General features: G+C 39.0%; 20 protein-coding genes and 1 pseudogene. 9 read left to right on the top strand and 12 right to left on the bottom strand.

What is annotated here, in order from left to right; translation table 11 throughout:
- Positions 1-3: 3 nt before the first annotated feature.
- Positions 4-702 carry a phosphatidylserine decarboxylase gene (locus tag NNJ85_RS00610; protein ID WP_254472723.1) on the top strand — a complete coding sequence of 233 codons (699 nt, stop codon included), beginning with the start codon at positions 4-6 and terminating at the stop codon, positions 700-702.
- Between the two features lie 9 nt (positions 703-711).
- Positions 712-1,554, top strand: coding sequence for a CDP-diacylglycerol--serine O-phosphatidyltransferase (gene pssA, locus NNJ85_RS00605; RefSeq protein ID WP_254472721.1), 843 nt, complete (start codon positions 712-714; stop codon positions 1,552-1,554).
- A 69-nt stretch (positions 1,555-1,623) separates the two neighbouring features.
- Here the strand turns inward: pssA and NNJ85_RS00600 are convergent, their stop codons facing one another.
- From NNJ85_RS00600 to rpsF, 9 genes are all read right to left on the bottom strand, one after another.
- Positions 1,624-2,373 (bottom strand): SDR family NAD(P)-dependent oxidoreductase, encoded by a 750-nt coding sequence (locus tag NNJ85_RS00600; protein ID WP_254473864.1) that lies wholly within the window; start codon positions 2,371-2,373, stop codon positions 1,624-1,626.
- A gap of 2 nt (positions 2,374-2,375) precedes the next feature.
- Complete coding sequence (purF, locus tag NNJ85_RS00595; RefSeq protein WP_254473862.1) at positions 2,376-3,866, bottom strand: amidophosphoribosyltransferase; 1,491 nt, start codon at positions 3,864-3,866, stop codon at positions 2,376-2,378.
- 78 nt (positions 3,867-3,944) lie between these two features.
- Entirely contained in the window at positions 3,945-4,526 is a 582-nt protein-coding gene (locus NNJ85_RS00590) for a CvpA family protein (protein WP_254472719.1), read from the bottom strand.
- 119 nt (positions 4,527-4,645) lie between these two features.
- Positions 4,646-6,043, bottom strand: a complete 1,398-nt coding sequence (gene radA / locus NNJ85_RS00585; RefSeq protein WP_254472717.1) for a DNA repair protein RadA — start codon at positions 6,041-6,043, stop codon at positions 4,646-4,648.
- A gap of 6 nt (positions 6,044-6,049) precedes the next feature.
- Positions 6,050-7,540, bottom strand: a complete 1,491-nt coding sequence (locus tag NNJ85_RS00580) for a replicative DNA helicase (RefSeq protein ID WP_254472716.1) — start codon at positions 7,538-7,540, stop codon at positions 6,050-6,052.
- Positions 7,541-8,134: 594 nt separating this feature from the next.
- The gene (gene rplI, locus NNJ85_RS00575) at positions 8,135-8,731 is read right to left on the bottom strand and encodes a 50S ribosomal protein L9 (RefSeq protein WP_254472715.1); all 597 of its coding nucleotides are present in this window, start codon (positions 8,729-8,731) and stop codon (positions 8,135-8,137) included.
- Positions 8,732-8,756: 25 nt separating this feature from the next.
- Entirely contained in the window at positions 8,757-9,737 is a 981-nt protein-coding gene (locus NNJ85_RS00570) for a hypothetical protein (RefSeq protein WP_254472714.1), read from the bottom strand.
- Positions 9,738-9,888: 151 nt separating this feature from the next.
- A complete protein-coding gene (gene rpsR / locus NNJ85_RS00565) occupies positions 9,889-10,137 on the bottom strand; it encodes a 30S ribosomal protein S18 (protein ID WP_254473860.1) in 249 nt (82 codons plus the stop codon).
- On the bottom strand, positions 10,137-10,541 hold the full coding sequence (gene rpsF / locus NNJ85_RS00560) for a 30S ribosomal protein S6 (RefSeq protein ID WP_254472713.1): 405 nt from the start codon (positions 10,539-10,541) through the stop codon (positions 10,137-10,139). Before rpsF ends, rpsR begins: the two co-directional genes overlap by 1 nt.
- A 345-nt stretch (positions 10,542-10,886) precedes the next feature.
- Between rpsF and NNJ85_RS00555 the strand changes: the two genes are divergently transcribed.
- The 7 genes and pseudogenes from NNJ85_RS00555 (at position 10,887) to gmk (ending at position 17,287) form a co-directional block, all read left to right on the top strand.
- Positions 10,887-11,474 (top strand): undecaprenyl-diphosphatase, encoded by a 588-nt coding sequence (locus NNJ85_RS00555; protein ID WP_254472712.1) that lies wholly within the window; start codon positions 10,887-10,889, stop codon positions 11,472-11,474.
- A 78-nt stretch (positions 11,475-11,552) separates the two neighbouring features.
- Complete coding sequence (fabD, locus tag NNJ85_RS00550; protein WP_254472711.1) at positions 11,553-12,497, top strand: ACP S-malonyltransferase; 945 nt, start codon at positions 11,553-11,555, stop codon at positions 12,495-12,497.
- Positions 12,498-12,517: 20 nt separating this feature from the next.
- Entirely contained in the window at positions 12,518-13,255 is a 738-nt protein-coding gene (gene fabG, locus NNJ85_RS00545; RefSeq protein WP_254472709.1) for a 3-oxoacyl-[acyl-carrier-protein] reductase, read from the top strand.
- 261 nt (positions 13,256-13,516) lie between these two features.
- Complete coding sequence (locus NNJ85_RS00540) at positions 13,517-13,753, top strand: acyl carrier protein (protein ID WP_004860281.1); 237 nt, start codon at positions 13,517-13,519, stop codon at positions 13,751-13,753.
- A gap of 100 nt (positions 13,754-13,853) precedes the next feature.
- Positions 13,854-15,116, top strand: coding sequence for a beta-ketoacyl-ACP synthase II (fabF, locus tag NNJ85_RS00535; RefSeq protein WP_254472707.1), 1,263 nt, complete (start codon positions 13,854-13,856; stop codon positions 15,114-15,116).
- A gap of 96 nt (positions 15,117-15,212) precedes the next feature.
- A pseudogene (gene mltG, locus NNJ85_RS00530) lies at positions 15,213-16,323 on the top strand (endolytic transglycosylase MltG).
- Positions 16,324-16,621: 298 nt separating this feature from the next.
- A complete protein-coding gene (gene gmk, locus NNJ85_RS00525) occupies positions 16,622-17,287 on the top strand; it encodes a guanylate kinase (protein WP_254472703.1) in 666 nt (221 codons plus the stop codon).
- A gap of 31 nt (positions 17,288-17,318) precedes the next feature.
- Here gmk and rsmA read toward each other — a convergent pair whose 3' ends face one another.
- Genes rsmA through NNJ85_RS00510 form a run of 3 tightly spaced genes read right to left on the bottom strand, consistent with a single transcriptional unit; the run spans position 17,319 to position 20,103 of the window.
- Positions 17,319-18,149, bottom strand: coding sequence for a 16S rRNA (adenine(1518)-N(6)/adenine(1519)-N(6))-dimethyltransferase RsmA (rsmA, locus tag NNJ85_RS00520; protein ID WP_254472702.1), 831 nt, complete (start codon positions 18,147-18,149; stop codon positions 17,319-17,321).
- On the bottom strand, positions 18,140-19,153 hold the full coding sequence (gene pdxA / locus NNJ85_RS00515; protein WP_254472701.1) for a 4-hydroxythreonine-4-phosphate dehydrogenase PdxA: 1,014 nt from the start codon (positions 19,151-19,153) through the stop codon (positions 18,140-18,142). Before pdxA ends, rsmA begins: the two co-directional genes overlap by 10 nt.
- A complete protein-coding gene (locus tag NNJ85_RS00510) occupies positions 19,153-20,103 on the bottom strand; it encodes a peptidylprolyl isomerase (RefSeq protein ID WP_254472700.1) in 951 nt (316 codons plus the stop codon). Before NNJ85_RS00510 ends, pdxA begins: the two co-directional genes overlap by 1 nt.
- Between the last annotated feature and the right edge of the window lie 3 nt (positions 20,104-20,106).

The following is a 20,106-nucleotide window of genomic DNA, read 5'->3' as shown; positions in this document are numbered from 1 at the left end:
GATATGAGTATTTTACAATCTGTCCATAATAGCTTTGTGCCGATTCATAAAGAAGGCTATCCTTTTATTGTAGCATTTTTTGTTATTTCGCTCATTCTTGGTTGGATATGGAGTCCGTTGTTTTGGTGTGGTCTTGTTCTCACAGTGTGGTGTATATACTTTTTTCGTGATCCAGATCGTGTGATCCCTTTGAATCCAAATTGGGTTATGTCGCCTGCAGATGGGCGTATTTCATTTGTAGAATCATGTGTTCCACCTGAAGAATTAGGCTTAGGGAAAGATGAAATGGTTCGTATTTCCATTTTTATGGACGTCTTTTCATGCCATATCAACCGTATTCCTATCAGTGGTACAGTAGAGTCTATTATTTATCATCCAGGTAGGTTTACCAATGCGGAGTTTGATAAGGCTAGTCAGTTTAATGAGCGGAATGGGGTGGTCATTGAGAGCAAGCATGGTAAAATTGCTATCGTACAAATAGCAGGGATGTTTGCTCGTAGGATTGTTTGTTGGTCAAAAGAAAATGATGCTGTTATCACGGGAGAGCGATTTGGGTTGATTCGTTTTGGTTCTCGCCTTGATATTTATATACCAACTGAAATGAAATTGCGTGTTGCCGTTGGACAGACAGCCATTGCTGGAGAGACAGTTTTAGGGTCTTTTGATGATAAGAATGCTACAACGGATTTCAGATACGATTAGGGCCACCCAATGAAAAATTTTTCGCCATTTTCTTCATTCAATCCTGAGGGGCAGCATGATGATATTGCAAATCGGCGACGTTCATCGACATCAATGCGCTATGTTATTCCCAATATCATTACTATTTTGGCAATTTGCGCAGGGATGAGCAGCATTCGTTTGGCTTTTGAGAATCGCTATGAGGCTGCTATTTTAATGGTGCTTTTGGCTGCAGTTCTAGATGGTGCTGATGGTCGCATTGCACGTTTAATAGATGGGAGTTCATCTTTCGGGGCACAGATGGACTCTCTTGCTGATATTGTCAATTTTGGTGTTACCCCTGCGCTTATTGTTTATTCTTTTATTTTGAATCAAGCACACCACATTGGTTGGGTTGCAGCTCTTGTTTATTGTGTTGCTTGTTGTTTGCGATTAGCGCGTTTTAATGTGATGTTGGATAATGCTGATATCCCACAATGGCAGAAAAGTTATTTTGTTGGTGTTCCTGCACCTGCAGGAGCGTTACTCCTTTTATTACCTACCTATTTAGGTGCTCTTGGTTTGGTCCCCAATTGGGGGTGGGCATTGTTTTTTAGTCTTTATACAGTCATTATCGCTTTTCTTTTGATTAGTCGTTTACCAGTGTGGAATGCAAAGACAATTGATCAAAACTTGAGGCGTGATATCGTTATACCCTGCATGTTGGTCATTGTTATTTATGTCGGTTTTCTTGCGACTTACACATGGAAAACTTTATTGATTACAGCTGTTAGCTATATGATTTTTCTCCCCTGTAGTTTCGTTGCTTATAATAAACGGGCCGCTTTAGAAGAGAAAAAGGCTGATGCTAAAAAGGCTATCCAAGAATCATAAACTGCTTCATTCTTCTGTTGAGAAGTGCAGGAAAGAGAGAGTGTGGTCTATTTACATTTCAGATGATGATCAATGAGGGGCATAATAATCCACAAACCGATTTTCACGGACATTAAAGAGTTTTCCAGTTTCCTTTAAATCAGGTGAGAGCAAATGGACTATTTTTTTTGCAACCTCTTGTGGTGAGGGGAGCGTTTCTGGATCTTCACCAGGCATAGCTTCAGCGCGCATAGCTGTACGTGTGGCTCCAGGATTGACACAATTAATCTTAATAGGAGTTTGTTTGAGTTCTTCTGCCCAACAACGGGCAATCATTTCTAAAGCCGCTTTAGAGGCTGCATAAGCTCCCCAGAACGGGCGAGCAACATGCGCAACGCTTGAGGATAACAAGACAGCTCGTCCAGCATCAGATTCACGTAATAAGGGCTCAACAGCTTTTATTAAGCGCCATTGGCTGAAAAGATTTATTTGAAAGACATCTTCAAAGACCGTATTTTCTATATGCGCTATTGGTGAGAGTGTTCCAAGGATTCCTGCATTTGCAACGACAATATCGAGTTTTTTCCAGCGATTGGCAATTGAGAGTGCAAGAGCATCGATGTTTTCCATATGATGTAAATCGAGCGGAACGAGGGTAGCAAGAGCCGCGTTTTCTCGGATTTTATTATCCAATTCAGTCAGTCCGCTGACTGTTCGTGCAAGAGCAATAATATGAGCACCGCGTGCAGCGAGCTCGAGTGCTAAATAATAGCCAATTCCTCTTGATGCACCCGTAACAAGTGCGACACGCCCATGGAGACTAAAGTCACGTTTTGTCATCATTAATCTCTTGTTTTAAGGACAGATGATTGATGAATTTTGGAGAGGTTTTTTTGATCAACCAGATGCGTAGGATAATATCCAGTAAAATAATGGTCAGTAAATTGTGGATCGGCGTTATTTCGTTTTTCCCCTGCTACAGCAAGATATAATCCGTCCGTTGAAAGAAATTCTAAAGAGTCTGCTCCAATAAAATTGCACATAGATTTTAAATCTGGATATTGATTTGCTAAAAGGCTTTCAGCCTTGGGTGTATCAATGCCATAAAAGTCAGGATAGAAAATCATAGGGCTAGAGACGCGCATATGAACTTCCTTTGCTCCTGCATCGCGAAGCATTCGTACAATTTTAAGGGATGTTGTTCCCCGTACAATAGAGTCATCAACCAGAATAACACGTTTTCCTTCAATCATAGGACGGTTTGCCGAATGTTTTAACTTGACGCCAAAAGCGCGAATTTGCTGTGTTGGTTCGATAAAAGTACGACCAACATAATGATTACGAATAATACCAAGCTCGAAGGGAATTCCAATTTCTTGTGCATAGCCAATTGCAGCAGGTGTTCCACCATCTGGAACAGGAACCACAACATCCCCCTTACAAGGGGCTTCCTGTGCTAAACGGATTCCCATATTTTTGCGTGTTGTATAAACACTCCTCCCTCCAACGATTGAGTCTGGACGGGCAAAATAAACATATTCAAATAAGCAAAGTTTTTCTGGTTTTGCATTTTCTGGTTTTATAATTTTTTTCGTAATTTCTCCATTTTTTTGTATTTCACATATGATAATTTCTCCATTTTTAACATCGCGGACATATTTGGCTCCAATAATATCAAGGGCGCAAGTTTCAGAACAAAAGATAGGCTTACCATCAAGTTCTCCCATCACAAGAGGTCTAATTCCTGTTGGATCGCGTGCCGCAATAAGCTTTGTACGTGTGAGCGCTAACATAGCATACCCACCTTCTACTTGCCGAATCGCATCAACAAAACGATCAGAGGACGATTCATAACGTGAGCGGGCAATAAGATGGAGAAAAACCTCTGAATCTGACGTTGATTGACAGATAGCACCAGAAGCAATGAGTTCACGGCGCAATGTAAGACCATTGGTAAGATTACCATTATGTGCAATAGCAATACCTCCAACTTTCAATTCAGCAAAAAGGGGTTGAACATTACGTAATGCCACTTCTCCAGTTGTTGAATAACGGGTATGTCCAATAGCGCGATTTCCTGGTAAGCGCGCAAGTGTTGCGGGGTTTGTATAGTGATCACCAACGAGACCTAAATGCTTTTCTTGATGAAATATTTTATTATGATAAGAAACAATACCAGCTGCTTCTTGCCCACGATGCTGGAGTGCGTGAAGTCCAAGAGCGGTTAATGTTGCAGCATCTTCATGCCCAAGAATGCCAAAAACCCCGCATTCTTCGTGAAGGGTATCATCATCTAATGAAAATTCTTGACAGGAAATATCGCTTTTTATCATCATATTCTTTCAGTTGTGATAGAGAGGAATCATTAATATCACATTTTACATCATTGAGTTCTCTTTCCTCATGAAAAGCTATTCTCCATTTTTAAGAAGCGTTTTTTCATGAGGTTGTTTCTTCTTCGTATGTTTATCGCTGTCTTTAAACAAATTCTCTGCCTTTTCGAGAACAGATCCAAGATCTTTTGGGAGTATTTCCCAAACTTTTTGTCCCAGTGAATCTAAGATAGGCTTTGTTCTGGCATTTTTTAACCAGTCTGCTTGGTTTTCTGGTTTAATCAGGGCATTAATAAGCAACATACTGATAACCATAATCAGTAAACCACGAAGTGCTCCAAAAATAAAACCAATCGTGCGGTCAAGGATACCAATTCGACTATCAATAATAAAATCGGAGATTTTCATTGTAATAATTGAAGTAATAATGAGAACAATAATAAAAATTGTGACCAATGTTGTGATCAATGCAATCATTTTATTAGAGAAATATTGTTCAAAGAAAGGTAAAACAGGTTTGAATAAAAACAGTGTCGTAACAGCTGCAACTGCCCAAGAAATCAATGATAACACTTCACGTGAAAATCCTCGAAGCATAGCAAGAAAAGCGGACAACAGGATGATGACTAAGACAATTCCATCAAGGATTGTTATGATCATTTGTTTGTTCCTTATACATAAAGTTGTGTTCTTTAAATCTGTGTGCAAATATATTTTTGTTAGGTCATTTTTTATTCTTATAGCAAGGATATTTTGTATTTTATAGCGTTTTTTCTATATTATCCTGCCTGTGGTGTAGACCATTTTTTACTTGCGGTAAGAGTAGCAACAAGTTCGGGAAGGTCGGAGAAAGTTTTTTGTTGAAAATGGAGCGACTTTATCATTTCCGTTGTTGTTGTGGGATGAAATGCCCCCTGAAAGCCGAGTTTTTTTGCCTCATTGATGCGTTGTGCTGAATGTGCAACAGCACGAGTAGCTCCTGAAAGACTGACTTCACCAAAATATACATAATCCGTTGGCAAAGGGATATTGGCAAGAGAAGAGACCAAAGCAGCGGCTACAGCTAAATCCGCAGCGGGTTCTGATATACGATATCCACCTGCTACATTCAGATAGACATCATGCTGTCCAAAACGAATGCCACAATGGGCTTCTAAAACGGCAAGAATCATAGAAAGACGATTTCCATCCCATCCGACAACTGCACGTCGTGGTGTTCCAAGAGAAGAAGGAGCAACAAGGGCTTGAATTTCCACCAATATCGGGCGAGTTCCCTCCATACCGGCGAAAACAGCTGCACCTGGTGCTTTTTCATTGCGTTCTCCTAAAAACAATTCGGATGGATTTATCACTTCGCGTAATCCTTTATCAGACATTTCAAAAACACCAATTTCATCTGTTGGTCCGAAGCGATTTTTTACAGTTCTAAGAATACGATAATGATGTCCTCCTTCACCCTCAAAATAGAGAACACCATCAACCATGTGTTCAACAACCCGAGGACCAGCAATTTGCCCATCTTTTGTCACATGCCCCACAAGAACAACAGCGGCTCCTGTTTTTTTGGCAAAGCGAATCATTGCCTGAGCACCAATACGGACTTGTGTGACAGTGCCGGGGGCTGAATCTGCTGTATCTGACCATAGGGTTTGAATCGAATCGATAATCACCATATCAAGTTTTTTATGCTCGCTTAAGGTTGCAAGAATATCTTCAACATTGGTTTCAGCAGCAAGTTTCACCTCTGTATTATGAGCGCCAAGCCTTTGCGCACGCAAACAAATTTGCGCAATAGCCTCTTCACCTGAGACATAGATAACATTATGCCCTTTGCGGGATAAAACCGCTGCTGTTTGTGTAAGCAATGTTGATTTTCCAATACCTGGATCACCACCAACAAGGAGTGCTGATCCACGAACAAAGCCCCCACCGGTAACACGATCAAGTTCAGCAATACCAGAATGAATACGTGGAGCATCTTGGATATCTCCAGAAAGAGATGTAAGGGCGACGATGCGTCCTTTACGAGCATTCTGCTTAGGACCACTTCCTATGCCGCCATTTACATTTTCTTCAATAAGGGAATTCCATTCTCCGCAGGCGCTACATTTCCCTGCCCAACGAGAATGGACGGTTCCACAATTTTGACAGATAAATTGAATACGGTTCCGTACCATGGTGATTTAACCGATTTGTTCTGGAAGATAATTGCTATCTGCCAGATCACTAAAGCGTGTGAAATCAGATTGAAAGGCAAGGGACACAATTCCTGTCGGACCATGACGCTGTTTTGCGACAATGACATCAGCTTTCCCCATAATTTTATCCATTTCATCTTGCCATTTTGTATGTTCAAGAGTACCCAGTTTAGGTTCTTCATTTTTGAAATAATATTCTTCACGATAGACAAACAGAACGATGTCGGCATCTTGCTCAATTGAACCAGATTCACGTAAATCGGAGAGTTGTGGACGTTTATCTGTTCTGTTTTCGACTTGGCGCGAAAGTTGTGACAGAGCGATAATAGGAACATTCAATTCTTTTGCTAAAGCTTTTAATCCTGTGGTAATTTCTGTAATCTCTTGAACACGATTTTCAGACGAACGCTTTGAGCTACTTGTCATGAGTTGGATATAATCAATAAACAAGACATCTAAGCCATGTTGTCGCTTGAGACGTCGAGCACGAGCAGCCAGTTGCGTAATTGATATTCCCCCAGTTTGATCAATATAAAGGGGGGCCTTTTGGAGTTGGTTTACCGCACGAATAATTTTTGAAAATTGTTCATCTGAAATGTTCCCCCGTCGAATATCAGAAGAAGAGACTTCTGTTTGTTCAGAAATAATACGAGTTGCAAGCTGTTCTGAGGACATTTCCAGGGAGAAGAACCCTACAATACCACCTTCATTTTCTTGCTTATTACCATTATGATTATAAGCATTGGCAATATTAAAGGCAATGTTGGTTGCTAGTGAGGTTTTCCCCATACCGGGGCGTCCCGCAAGGATAATTAAGTCAGATGCTTGTAACCCTCCCATTTTTTCATCAAGTGTTTTAATATGAGTGGCTATCCCTGATAATTGCGAAGAACGCTGTTTCGCAGCACTTGCCATATCGAGTGCTTTTTTGACAGCCACATTAAAATTCTCAAATCCGCCTCCATATTTTCCTTTTTCTGCGAGCTCAAATAACTGATTTTCGACAGTTTCAATTTGTTGGGTAGGCGTAAGCTCTACAGGAGCATCAAAGGCTGTATTGACGACTTGAGTTCCAAGATTAATCAAAGAACGACGGATAAAAAGGTCGTAAATAACGCGTCCATAATCTTCAGCGTTAATAATGGTGACTGCCTCTTTGGCTAAGCGAACAACATACTGGTATACAGTGAGATCTCCAATTTTCTCTTCCATTTGGATATGGGGTTTGATCGTAACCGGATCTACACATTTGCCTGTTTTAATAAGGTGAGATAAAACAGCATAAATCTTTTGATGCAACGGTTCAAAAAAATGTTCTGGTTTTAGAAAATCCGAAACGCGGTCGAGAGAATCATTATTGATAAAGATGGCACCAAGTAATGCTTGTTCAGCTTCAATATTATGCGGAAGTTGCCGAAAAGAAGGAGAATCTTCTTTTTTTGAAGAGCTGATATTAACAACGCTAGTTTCTTCCATAAACTTTTCCCACTAAAACTCTAAGTCTAGCGACTTTAGGCAATAAATTGAAAATCTTACATTAAAAGAATAGAGCTACAAAGCTTCATTTTAAGTTAAAATCTATAATTAAAAAAAACTCTCTTCTAATGGCTCATTTATCATTCGTGTATTGTTAATATAGCATCTATTTCGTGTGTTTTATTTTTATAATATGTGATTTTAAGTGGTAGTTTCAGCGCTCTAAATCGAAACACTTTGAAATTATGTGATTTTAAAATTCTAATACTGGTGTAAGTAGAATGACTTCTTTATAAATAGAATCATTGTAGATCACACGACGATATCATTAACTTACCGCTCATGCAAAATTCATTCTTAAGAGTAGAGCTTTAAATTATTTTTGCTTTTATGCTGGAGAAACAAAAGCATTTCTCTTTATTGCTGTTATCATTTCTGATATGGAATGTGCTTATATAACATACTTCTAATTCTTCATAAAAATTAGTTCTTTACATATGATAGTCATAAAATACTCAGTTTTAAAACGTGAGTATTTTATGACCAATCTTTTAAATGGAATAAAAGATATAAAACAGAAAGCAAAAGGAGCAATTAAACTTCTTGATGAGGACTGTTTGTATCGTTGTCATTAATTTTTTCTGCCAACAATTCTTCCTGATTTCCTTCTAATATTTCTTCTTGAATATCATATATTTCTTCAGAAGAAGTAAGTGTTTCACCTTCTGCTTGGCGTTGTGCTTCACTGGTAGAGCGTGCAACGTTAATAACCACAGAAATTTGAACTTCAGGATGGAGGTTAAGAGTAATCGTATGAAGACCGATCATTTTTATTGGATGATTAAGTTCAATTTGATTTCGCCCAATAGAGAATCTTTCACTTGTTATGATTTCAGCAATATCACGCGTTGACACAGATCCATAAAGTTGTCCTGTTTCACCAGCAGAACGAACAGCAATAAATGATTGACCATCAAGTTTTTCAGCAATTTTTTGCGCTTCGCTTTTGCGTTCAAGATTACGTGCTTCAAGTTGCGCGCGTTGGATCTCAAAATGTTTTTTATTTGCTTCATTTGCGCGTAAAGCTTTACCTTGAGGCAAGAGAAAATTACGTGCATAACCATCTTTTACTGAGACAATATCACCCATCTGACCAAGACGAGGAATGCGCTCAAGTAGAATAATATCCATAGTTTTTCCTTTCGAACAAATAAATTTAGGGAAGTTTTTTGTGTGATTGAAAGTTATATTGAATAGCAGCCCAAATGCCCATCAAAAGCATCATGAAAGAAATAGGTGGGAAAAAAACAACAGTTAAAATAGCAATATAAACAAAAGAAAGTATAATAACCCGACCGCTAACCCCTTTTGTAATATTATGAAGATAGGCTAGACCACTAATTGATATGATGACAGTATAAGCAGAGCTAAAAATGCGCGTCCCTAAATTAATAGAATCACTCAATTCAGCCATTGAGGCGATGGAAACAGCGATGAAAATAATAATTCCAGAAATTGGAAGGCGAAGAGTTTTGCTCCAATCATCTCGAGGTCTTTTTAGCCACTTCATATATTGGGCTGTTATCATTGAAAAATAAAGATTACCAATGAGAAAAATCAAACTATAAACTGTCAGAGCGATTGCTGCTAAAGTTGCGGCATGTGCCATTAAAAATTCACTAACATTCAGTATATTAGCTTCTTTTAATGACTGCACTTGTTGTAAAGCTTGTATGATGTTTTCAATGATTTTTTTTGCAATGAGATGGGTGTCTGGACGGGTTTTTATATAAAGTCCAATGAAGGTAACTATAAGAGCAATAAAGTTGGTTAAATGAAAAATAACGGATGATAATGGATACCATATCAATGCGTTTTCTTTTTGTGCTGGTCGTGCCAATCCAAGAAGCCAAGAGGCATAAACAGCAGGAAGAAAAAATAACAACATAAGCCCAAGAGCAATATAGATATCCGTGGCAATGAAAAGAACAACAGTCGCGCTTATTAAGGCAACGAAACTGGCAAATGTTCCTTGACCGAACGCAACAATAAAAATTGGCAATGAAAAAAAACAGCCAAGAAAAAAAGAAAAAAAGGGAGCGATATTGGCAACACTAATAATTGCCATTCCCATCACAACAGAAAACAATCCCGCCAAAACACCAGTTAATATCTCATCAGTACGATTTTTTGTCATTTATTGCTGTCCTGCTTTCTGCAGTTAGAGGCATGTTGATACCTCAACTTTTACATTTAATAGCTTAACATAGAATACAATAAGCTATTTTTTAAACCCCTATAAGAAAAGCAACTGGAGAATTTCTCCAGTTGCAAAGTATCTTGATCGTTTACTTTATAACGTATGGAAGTAAGCCTAAAAAGCGAGCGCGTTTGATAGCATTAGCTAATTCACGCTGTTTTTTCTGACTAACAGCCGTAATTCGTGAAGGAACAATTTTTCCACGTTCAGAAATATAACGTTGTAATAATTTGATATCTTTATAATCAATTTTAGGCGCATTAGCCCCTGAAAAAGGACATGTTTTACGACGACGATGAAAAGGGCGACGTGCAGAGTTTTGATTCGTATCATTCATCATTCTACCTCTTCCATAGCATTTTCACATTGACGACGTGGGGAGCGAGAGCGCTCTTCATCCTGACCAGCCGTATTGCGATCAAGGTGTGAAAGCATCGCAGATTTTTCTTTTTCGTGTTTTTCTACACGAATGGTCATATAGCGCAAAATATCTTCATTGATTCGCATCTGACGCTCCATTTCAGCAATTGCTGCAGCGGGTGCATCAATATTGACCAAGACATAATAAGCCTTACGGTTTTTACGAATACGATAAGCAAGAGGACGAAGTCCCCAATTTTCTACACACCCAACCTTTCCACCATACGTTTCAATGACACCTTTGTAAAGGTTCAAAAGTTCATCAACTTGCTGCGGTGCAATATCCTGTCGGGCAAGAAACATATGTTCATAAAGAGCCATTGTTTTGCCTTTCTTCAATTAAATCTCACCGGTTTTAGCGCAAAGCCTCTGCGACTTGTCTTTTTGGAAAACCCAAAGAAGAAAGGACGCGTTTACAATTTGAGACATCTCAGAGCGGAGACACGGGAGGCCGGAAACATTGTATTTCCTACTGATATTTTACAGCCCTCCGTTCAACCTCCAGCTAAATGCCGGCAACGAACATCTCATATCTACAGGTTATCCTTTAAAATAGCAAGCTTATACACATAAAAAAATGGATTTATTAAATCTTGATATATTTTCAGTATATTTCCCCCTTCTATAAAGAGATAGTGCTGTAACATACAGATAAAGGAGAGAAAAATGGATTTTTTAAACCAGATTGATGTTACGCTCTTTAAGATGTTTGTCGGCAACCATCAGTCTTGGTCAATTTTAGTTTTGTTGAGTATTTTTTGTGCAAAGTTTTTAATTTACATCATTCCTCTTCATCTTTGTGTATTGTGGTTTTGTGGTGGGAGAAGGGAACGATGTGTCGTGTTAAGCATTTGCATGAGCATTAGCATAGCCCTTTTGATAGGTTATCTTATTTCTCTCATTTATTTTCATCCACGTCCATTCGTTGTAGGATTAACGACACCGCTGATTAAACATCAAGCAACAGCTTCTTTCCCTAGTAATCATGCCTTGACCATTGCAGCTTATACAGCAAGCTTTTATTTTTACCGATATAAAGGTACTTTTAAATTTGCTATGGTGTTTTTATGCTTGATCTGTTGGGCACGCATCTTTGTGGGGGTACATTATCCCTTTGATATTTTAGCAGGTACCATTTTAGGAAGTCTCATAAGTCTGGGAATTATTCAGTTTATAGCTCCATATTTTCCTAAGTTTTTATATCAAATTCCACCCTTAAGATATAATTTGAAGAGAGATATTCGTTCTAAATAAAGCACTTTATCTTGACTTTTTGCGGATGAATAAGGTCAAAAGAAAATAAGTTAATGGCACAATTTTAGGAGTCGATGAATGGGTGCAGCTTTTATTTTTCCAGGGCAAGGGAGTCAACTCGTTGGGATGGGGAAGGCGCTTGCAGAGCAATTTTGTGCGGCGCGAATGGTTTTTGAGGAAGTTGATGATGCTTTGGGTGAGAAATTATCAGAGATCATTTTTGAAGGACCAGCAGATATTTTAACGTTAACAGCCAATGCACAACCAGCATTAATGGCTGTATCCATGGCTGTCATTCGTGTGATGGAACAATTAGGGCTTCGTATAGAAGAAAAGGTAAAGTTTGTTGCCGGTCATTCTTTAGGCGAATATTCAGCTCTTTGTGCTGCTGGTACATTCAGTCTTACAGATACGGCAAGGCTTTTGCGCATTCGTGGTAATGCCATGCAGGCTGCTGTTCCAGTTGGTGAAGGCGCTATGGCAGCACTTATCGGTTTGGAAGAGCACGTTGTGGAAGAAATTTGTGAAACTGTTTCGGGAGAAGGACTATGCCAGATTGCCAATGATAATGGTGGTGGGCAAATTGTTATTTCAGGTGAAGCAAAAGCCGTTGAGACAGCGGTAGAGATTGCATCAACAAAAGGTGCAAAACGTGCGCTTCTTCTTCCGGTTTCTGCACCTTTTCATTCGTCTTTAATGCAGCCTGCTGCGGATGCCATGAAGAAAGCGCTTTTGACTGTTAACAAAGTGGCTCCTATTATTCCTTTGATTGCCAATGTTTCTGTTGCACCAGAAAGTGATCCTGAACGTATTGCTACTCTTCTTGTCCAACAAGTAACAGGCAGGGTGCGGTGGCGTGAAACAATAGAATGGATCGGTTCTCATGGGGTTGATACACTTTTTGAAGTTGGTTCTGGAAAAGTATTAACAGGTTTAACGCGTCGTATTAACAAGGATATAAAGGGGATAACAATTGGAACAGTTGATGAAATAGAATCAGCACTAGGGATGCTTGGCGTTTAATCTATGAAGGAGTTAAAAAAATGTTTAGATTAACAGGACGTAAAGCTCTTGTAACGGGGGCATCAGGAGGAATTGGTGAGGCAATAGCACGTTGTTTCCATGCAAGGGGAGCCATTGTTGGACTTCATGGAACACGTGAAGACAAGCTTAAAGAATTGGCAGCAGAATTAGGACAGAATGTTTTTGTGTTCCCTGCTAATCTTTCTGAACGTCAGTCGATTAAACAATTGGCTGAAGTTACAGAAAAAGAAATGAATGGCGTTGATATTTTGGTTAACAATGCGGGAATCACTCGGGATGGTCTTTTTGTGCGTATGCAAGATAAAGACTGGGATGATGTCTTAGAGGTTAACCTAACAGCTGCTTCTCTTTTGACACGTGAATTAATACATTCTATGATGCGTCGTCGTTATGGAAGGATTATTAATATTACATCTGTTGTTGGTGTTGTTGGAAATCCTGGACAAACGAATTATTGTGCTGCAAAAGCAGGCTTGATAGGTTTTTCTAAAGCATTGGCACAAGAAATTGCGTCACGAAACATTACGGTCAATTGTATTGCTCCAGGATTTATTAAATCTGCCATGACAGATAAGCTTAATGAAAAGCAAAAAGAAGTCATTATGGCTGCGATTCCAATGAAGCGTATGGGGAGCGGGCAAGAAATAGCCACAGCTGCTGTTTATCTAGCGAGTGATGAGGCAGCCTACATGACAGGTCAAACACTGCATATTAATGGTGGAATGGCAATGATTTAAGTATTTTCTTGTATTCCACATTGATTTATAAGCTGTATTATTTTAGATAGTAACGATTGAAATGGAAAGATGCACTATTTCTTTAACATGGTCGTTGATCAATTGATGTCGGAATGTCAGATTGGTTTATTTTGTAGGGGATATCCACAGGATGTTTTAGATCATTGCTAAAATCTTTTGAAGGAATGCATCTATTGCTTGATTAGATGAGCCGATATAGTTAACCAAATTATAGGAAAATATAAATTCGAGGATTTCAACATGAGTGATACAGTAGAGCGCGTTAAGAAAATTATTGTGGAACATCTTGGGGTTAATGCTGATAAAGTCGTAGAAAATGCGAGCTTTATCGATGATTTAGGGGCTGATAGCCTTGATACGGTTGAGCTCGTTATGGCTTTTGAAGAAGAATTTGGTGTAGAAATTCCAGATGAAGCTGCTGAAACGATTTTCACAGTTGGTGATGCCGTCAAGTTCATTGATAAAGCTTCTGCATGATGATTAAAGGGCAAAGGTATTATTGCTTTTGCCTGTATTCTTCGGAGTTCTTTTGAAAAGAGAGCTTTGAGAGCTAAAGTTTAGTTCAAGGTTAGAAGTTATGAGACGTGTTGTTGTTACTGGTTTAGGATTGGTATCTCCACTGGCTGGTAATATTGAATATAGTTGGAAACGACTTCTTGAAGGAAGAAGTGGTGTTCGGCGTATTACTGAATTTGATGTGTCCGATTTGCCATGCCAGATTGCAGCGCGTATCCCCTTAGGCGATGGAACAGAGGGGACCTATAATGCTGATTTATATATGGAACCTAAAGAGCAACGGAAAGTTGATGCATTTATTGTTTATGCAATGGCTGCTGCTAATCAAGCACTTACAGATGCTGAATGGTTTCCTAAGAGTGATGAAGATCAGATTTGTACAGGGGTATTAATTGGTTCGGGGATTGGAGGGATTGAGGGCATTGTGGAAGCTGGTTATACGCTTCGTGATAAAGGTCCGCGCCGTGTTTCTCCTTTTTTTATTCCAGGTCGTTTGATTAATCTTGCTTCTGGTTATGTGTCTATTCAATATGGTTTACGAGGACCTAATCATTCGGTTGTGACAGCTTGTTCGACAGGAGCGCATGCGATCGGTGATGCGGCGCGTTTGATTATGTTCGGTGATGCAGATGTCATGGTGGCAGGGGGGACCGAATCTCCGATAAATCGGATATCTCTTGCGGGCTTTTCTGCTTGTAGAGCTCTTTCTACTTGTCGCAATGATGAACCTGAGCGGGCCTCGCGTCCTTATGATGCTGATCGTGATGGTTTTGTGATGGGGGAGGGAGCGGCGGTTGTTGTTTTAGAAGAGCTAGAACATGCCAAAAAACGAGGAGCGCGTATTTATGCTGAGATTATCGGCTATGGTTTATCGGGGGATGCTTACCACATTACAGCGCCTTCAGAAAGTGGTGAAGGGGCTCAGCGGAGTATGATGTCCGCTCTTAAGCGTGCACAAGTGAATGTGAGTGAGCTTGATTATATTAATGCTCATGGTACATCAACGATGGCTGATTCCATAGAACTAGCAGCTGTTGAACGTGTTTTAGGACATTATGCACCACAAGTTTCTATGTCATCAACGAAGTCCTCTATCGGGCATTTGCTTGGCGCAGCTGGTGCTGCTGAGGCTATTTTTTGTGTTTTAGCTATACGAGATAATATCGCGCCAGCGACACTTAATCTTGACAATCCATCAATTGAAACAAAAATTGATCTTGTCCCGCACAAACCACGTGAACGAAAGATTGATACGATTCTTTCCAATTCTTTTGGATTTGGTGGAACAAATGCATCATTGGTGATGCGACGTTTTAGGGGATAATAAGTATTTTTATTTAATTTCTGCTTTTTAATTTTCACCTTTATTATAAGATGAATGAGAAGTTACAATATTGTCCTTAATCGCTATTGAGGGGTTATGTCCGGCGTGAAAAATGGAATGCCATTATAAGGACATGAACGATTCCTCTTCGAATCATTGAGCAGATAGTTGTGACATGTTAACACATAGAAAACAAAAGAAATCGTCTACCGTCCGTAATCCTTTGGTTATTCTTGGTCATTTTTTTCTCATGCTGATTGTGATTATTCTTTTCGGCATAAGTATTCCTCTTTATATTGGAAAAAGTATTTTTGAAGAAAAGGGAAAAATTGAGGGAGAACAGGTTATTCTTATCCATCCGGGTACAGGAATTCGTGAAATTGCTTTATTGCTAGAAAAACGTGGTTTCATTCGATCATCAGATATTTTTGTTTATGGGGTTGGTTATCATAAAAACACAAGTCACTTGAAGGCTGGTGAATATTTAATTCCAGCCCATGCTTCAATGCATGATATTATGGATATTCTTGTGAAAGGAAAATCCATTGAATATACATTTACAGTACCAGAAGGTTTAACGGTTCAGCAAGTTTTTGATCGATTAGCAGCAAATGAGATTTTGATTGGGGATCTTCCAAAAGTTTTGCCTCCAGAGGGGTATTTGATGACGGATACTGTTCGCTTTATTCGGGGGACAACGCGTCAAGAAATTATAAACAGATTGCGCGAAGGACAGAAAAAGTTAATTCATGCGATATGGGCTACACGTTCCCCTGATTTACCTATTAAGTCAATTGATGAGTTTGTCATATTGGCTTCAATTGTTGAGAAAGAAACCGGAGTTACAGCAGAGAGACCAATGGTTGCTGCGGTATTTTATAACCGTCTTGCAAAGCACATGCGTCTTCAATCAGATCCAACGGTCATTTATGGTCTCTTTGGAGGAAAAGGGAAGCCATCGGGGCGTGCAATTTACCGTTCAGATCTTGAGAAGGAAACACCCTATAATACTTATAAAATTAATGGTTTGCCTCCAACCGCTATTGCAAATCCAGGTCGCGATTCATTGAAGGCGGTAGTACATCCACCAAGCAGTGATGCGCTTTATTTTGTTGCTGATGGTTCAGGAGGACATGTTTTCTCTCGAACCTTAGAAGAACATAATATGAATGTTCGCAAGTGGCGGGAATTGAAGGCAAAACATTGATTTATAATGATATGGAATCTTTTTGCTTCGTAAATATGAACTCCAAATAGAGTAAGATTTTTCACCTTAAGCTTTTGATGAGAATAATAAAAATCATTTTCTTGTATGTTACAAGTGAGATAAACGTACAGATACAAAATATTTAAGAAAGAAAGTAATATATTTTATGATAAATTCTCTCAATGCAAGTGCAGTGTGGTATTGAGAACTGCTAAAAAACAATTGATTAGAAAAAAGGTTAAAATAATGTATCGTTCAAATTTTGAGGGAAAATTTATGAACAAAATAGAGTGGTGTGATGACAGCCTTTGAAAGTGTATTGAATACGATAAAAACAAATCAACGTCGCGGTTTTTTATTTATTCTCTCTTCACCTTCAGGGGCTGGTAAATCAACAATTTCTCGGTTACTCCTCAAAGATCAACAATTAGAGCTTTCTGTTAGTGTGACCACAAGGAAAAAGCGTCCCAGTGAAGTCGATGGACTCCACTATCACTTTATTTCAAAGGAAGAGTTTGAATATAAACGTGATAGAGATGAATTTATTGAATGGGCAGAAGTACATGGGAATTATTATGGCACGCTACGTGAAACTATTGAAAATGCGTTAAGTTCTGGTCATGATATGTTATTTGATATTGACTATCAAGGCACCAAGCAGATGCAAAAAAAGATGCCAAGAGATACAGTATCTGTTTTTATTCTTCCACCATCCATGAAAGAGCTTGTTTCACGTTTACATCGTCGAGCAGAAGATAGTCAAGATATCATCGATTTACGATTGGAAAATGCACGAACGGAGCTAACGCATTGGTGTTCTTACGATTATGTGGTTATTAATGAAGATTTAGATAAGTCTTTATCACTTATAAAATCGATTTATTTAGCTGAAACAGTGAAACGCGAGAGATGTGCTTTTCTTAGCTCTTTTGTTGATAGACTTATTGCTGAGAAGATTGATTAATATTTTTATTGTTTTGAAAAAGTTATACTTTTTAGGTTATCAAATTCGCTAAAGTTATAAATTCGGAAATAGAGAGCGTTTCAGCACGGCGAGTTCCATCAATTCTAGCTTTTTCTAAAAGGACTTCACCTCCAAGTGTTTTGAGATTTTGACGAAGCATTTTTCGTCTTTGTCCAAAAGCGGTTTTTGTAACAAAGCTTAGTTTTTCCGCAGAGCAGACAAGAGGTTGAGTTCGTGGAATGATATGAACAACGGAAGACGTTACTTTAGGCGCTGGTATGAAGGCTTGAGGAGGCACATCAAAAGCAATTTTAGCTGTAGTACGCCAGCCAGCTAGGACACTCAGGCGTCCATAGTAAGTAGATTGAGGTTTAGCCGTAATCCTTTGAGCGACTTCACGTTGAAACATCAATGTCATGGATTCATAAAAAGGAGGCCATGGTTCAACCAAAAGCCAATTTAATAAAAGTTGCGTTCCAATATTATAAGGAAGATTGGCAATAATGCGTGGCTTTTCTGGGATTGTTTCAAAGAGTTTTGAGTAATCTTGTTTCAGTGCATCATTATAAATAACTTTTAATTTGTTCGGATAGTATTTTTCTATTTCTAAGAGAGCTGGTATACAGCGCTCATCGTGTTCTATTGCTGTTACAATGGCACCTTTTGCCAGCAAGGCGCGTGTGAGCCCTCCAGGACCAGGACCAATTTCAAGAACAGGTTTTCCTTCTATATTGCCTGCTTGACGAGCAATTTTAGAGGTTAAATTAAGGTCAAAAAGGAAATTTTGTCCCAAAGATTTATGCGCTTGCAATCCATATATATCAATGACCTCACGCAGAGGAGGAAGATTATCTATTGGCATGGTATCGAATTATTTTTTGCAAGTTGATGAGCAAGTTTGAGAGCAGCAATAAAGCTTTCAGGAGAGGCTATACCTTTATCAGCAATGTCAAAAGCAGTTCCATGATCTGGAGACGTACGAATGAAAGGGAGACCTAACGTGACATTAACAGTGGTATCAAAATCTAATGTTTTAACAGGGATAAGAGCTTGATCATGATACATGCAAAGGGCAACATCATATGTTTTTCTTGCGCATTTGTGGAACATTGTATCGGCAGGAAGTGGACCTATAATATTGAGTCCTTTCTTTTTAAGATATTCAAGAGCAGGCGTGATCACTTCAAACTCTTCTTTTCCCATTGCGCCTTCTTCTCCAGCGTGAGGATTAAGACCAGCGACAGCGAGCCGAGGTGACGTTATTTTAAATCGTGTTTTTAAGTCATATTCAGTAATGAAGGCCGTTTGAATGATTAAATGACGGGTCAGCTGTGAAGGAACATCTTTGAATGGAATATGAACAGTTATTGGGACTGTTTTTAATTGAGGCCCAGCTAACATCATAACCGGATGATAAGATTTATGAAAAGCTTTATGAGCCAAATCGGCTAAAAATTCTGTATGACCTGGAAATTCAAATCCTGCATCATAAAGATTCTTTTTGGCAATAGGACAAGTAACCAATGCAGAAGCATGTCCACTTTGAATCAATTGAACACTGCGCTCAATAGCTTCAATGATTCCGACAGCATTGTTTGGAGAAGGAAAAGCTAATTGGTCACTTTGTTTGTTTTTTAAGGGTATAATAGGGAGGGCGTTTTGAAAATTTTTGACAGGATTGGTGATTAAAACAGATTCCACCTCAACATCCATCTGTAAAAAACGAGCGCGTGAACGAATAACATCTGGATCAGCGATAAGCACAAAAGCCGGAACTTGACGGTTAACACGCAAATTCCATGCTTTTAGAGCTATTTCAGGACCAATTCCGGCAGGATCACCACCACTAACAACAAGAGCTGTCATTATTGAATACGTGCTACGCGTCGCAGTTCTTCTAAATATTTTTCGCTTAATTCTTCAAGTTTTTTCGGGCTTCTGTTTTTATTATCTTGAAGAGAAAATATCAGCCGAGCGACATAATCATCAGAAACCCTTTTTATTTTGCAAACAGCAATTGCTTCGATCCCATCAGATGTTTCTTGTAATTTTGTCATTTTTCCAGCAGGTGTTGCAAGAATAGCTTGCTCCCATGCACTGGGAAGTTGAGGTTCCAGAAATTTTCCTAAATGGCGAATTGTAACGTCTAAAATACCCCTTGCTTGATTCTGGGCATTTGCACATCCACGGAAATGTGCGCGGAAATTGCTTGCTTCTCTTTGACGTCTTTCAAAGATTTCTGAACGACGATGTGCAGGAATAACAAAAACAATGCGCTGTAATGTATATTCGTTGGTTGAAGGTTTCACACCACCATTTTTTAATATTCTGCGCACAGCTTCTTGTTCGCTAACCATACCCATTTGAGCTTGATAGCGTGCGCTAACAAGACGCCCCCATCCTATTTGTCCACGGATATAATTTTTGAAATGTTGTACAGTAATATCATTTTGGATCAGAATCCGATTGAGCTGATCAATTGTCATATTATTTTGCGTTGCAAAGTTTTCAAAAGCTCTATCAACCTCATCATTGCTGACCTCAACATTACGACGTTTTATTTCAATATTTTTTAGCTCTTCGTCGATCAGCTCTTTTTTAGCCTGTGCCACCAAATTGCCTTGCTTTTGTTGCAATCTGAGAAATGCAACACGCCTTTGTATATCATAATTTGTGATAGGATTGCCATTAACTGTAACAACAATAGCTGTCTGCGCAAAGGCTGACGGAATCAAAAATTCATTTATGAGCAGGCTACTTACGCTCAAAGACGTAATACAAAATAAAGCAAGAACACGCTTTTTCAATTTATTCATGTA

It is taken from the genome of Bartonella sp. B1098, assembly GCF_944896145.1.
In the GTDB taxonomy this organism is placed as follows: domain Bacteria; phylum Pseudomonadota; class Alphaproteobacteria; order Rhizobiales; family Rhizobiaceae; genus Bartonella.
The sequence above is the reverse complement of the archived record's forward strand: the minus strand, read 5'-3'. Positions and strand labels throughout refer to the sequence as shown.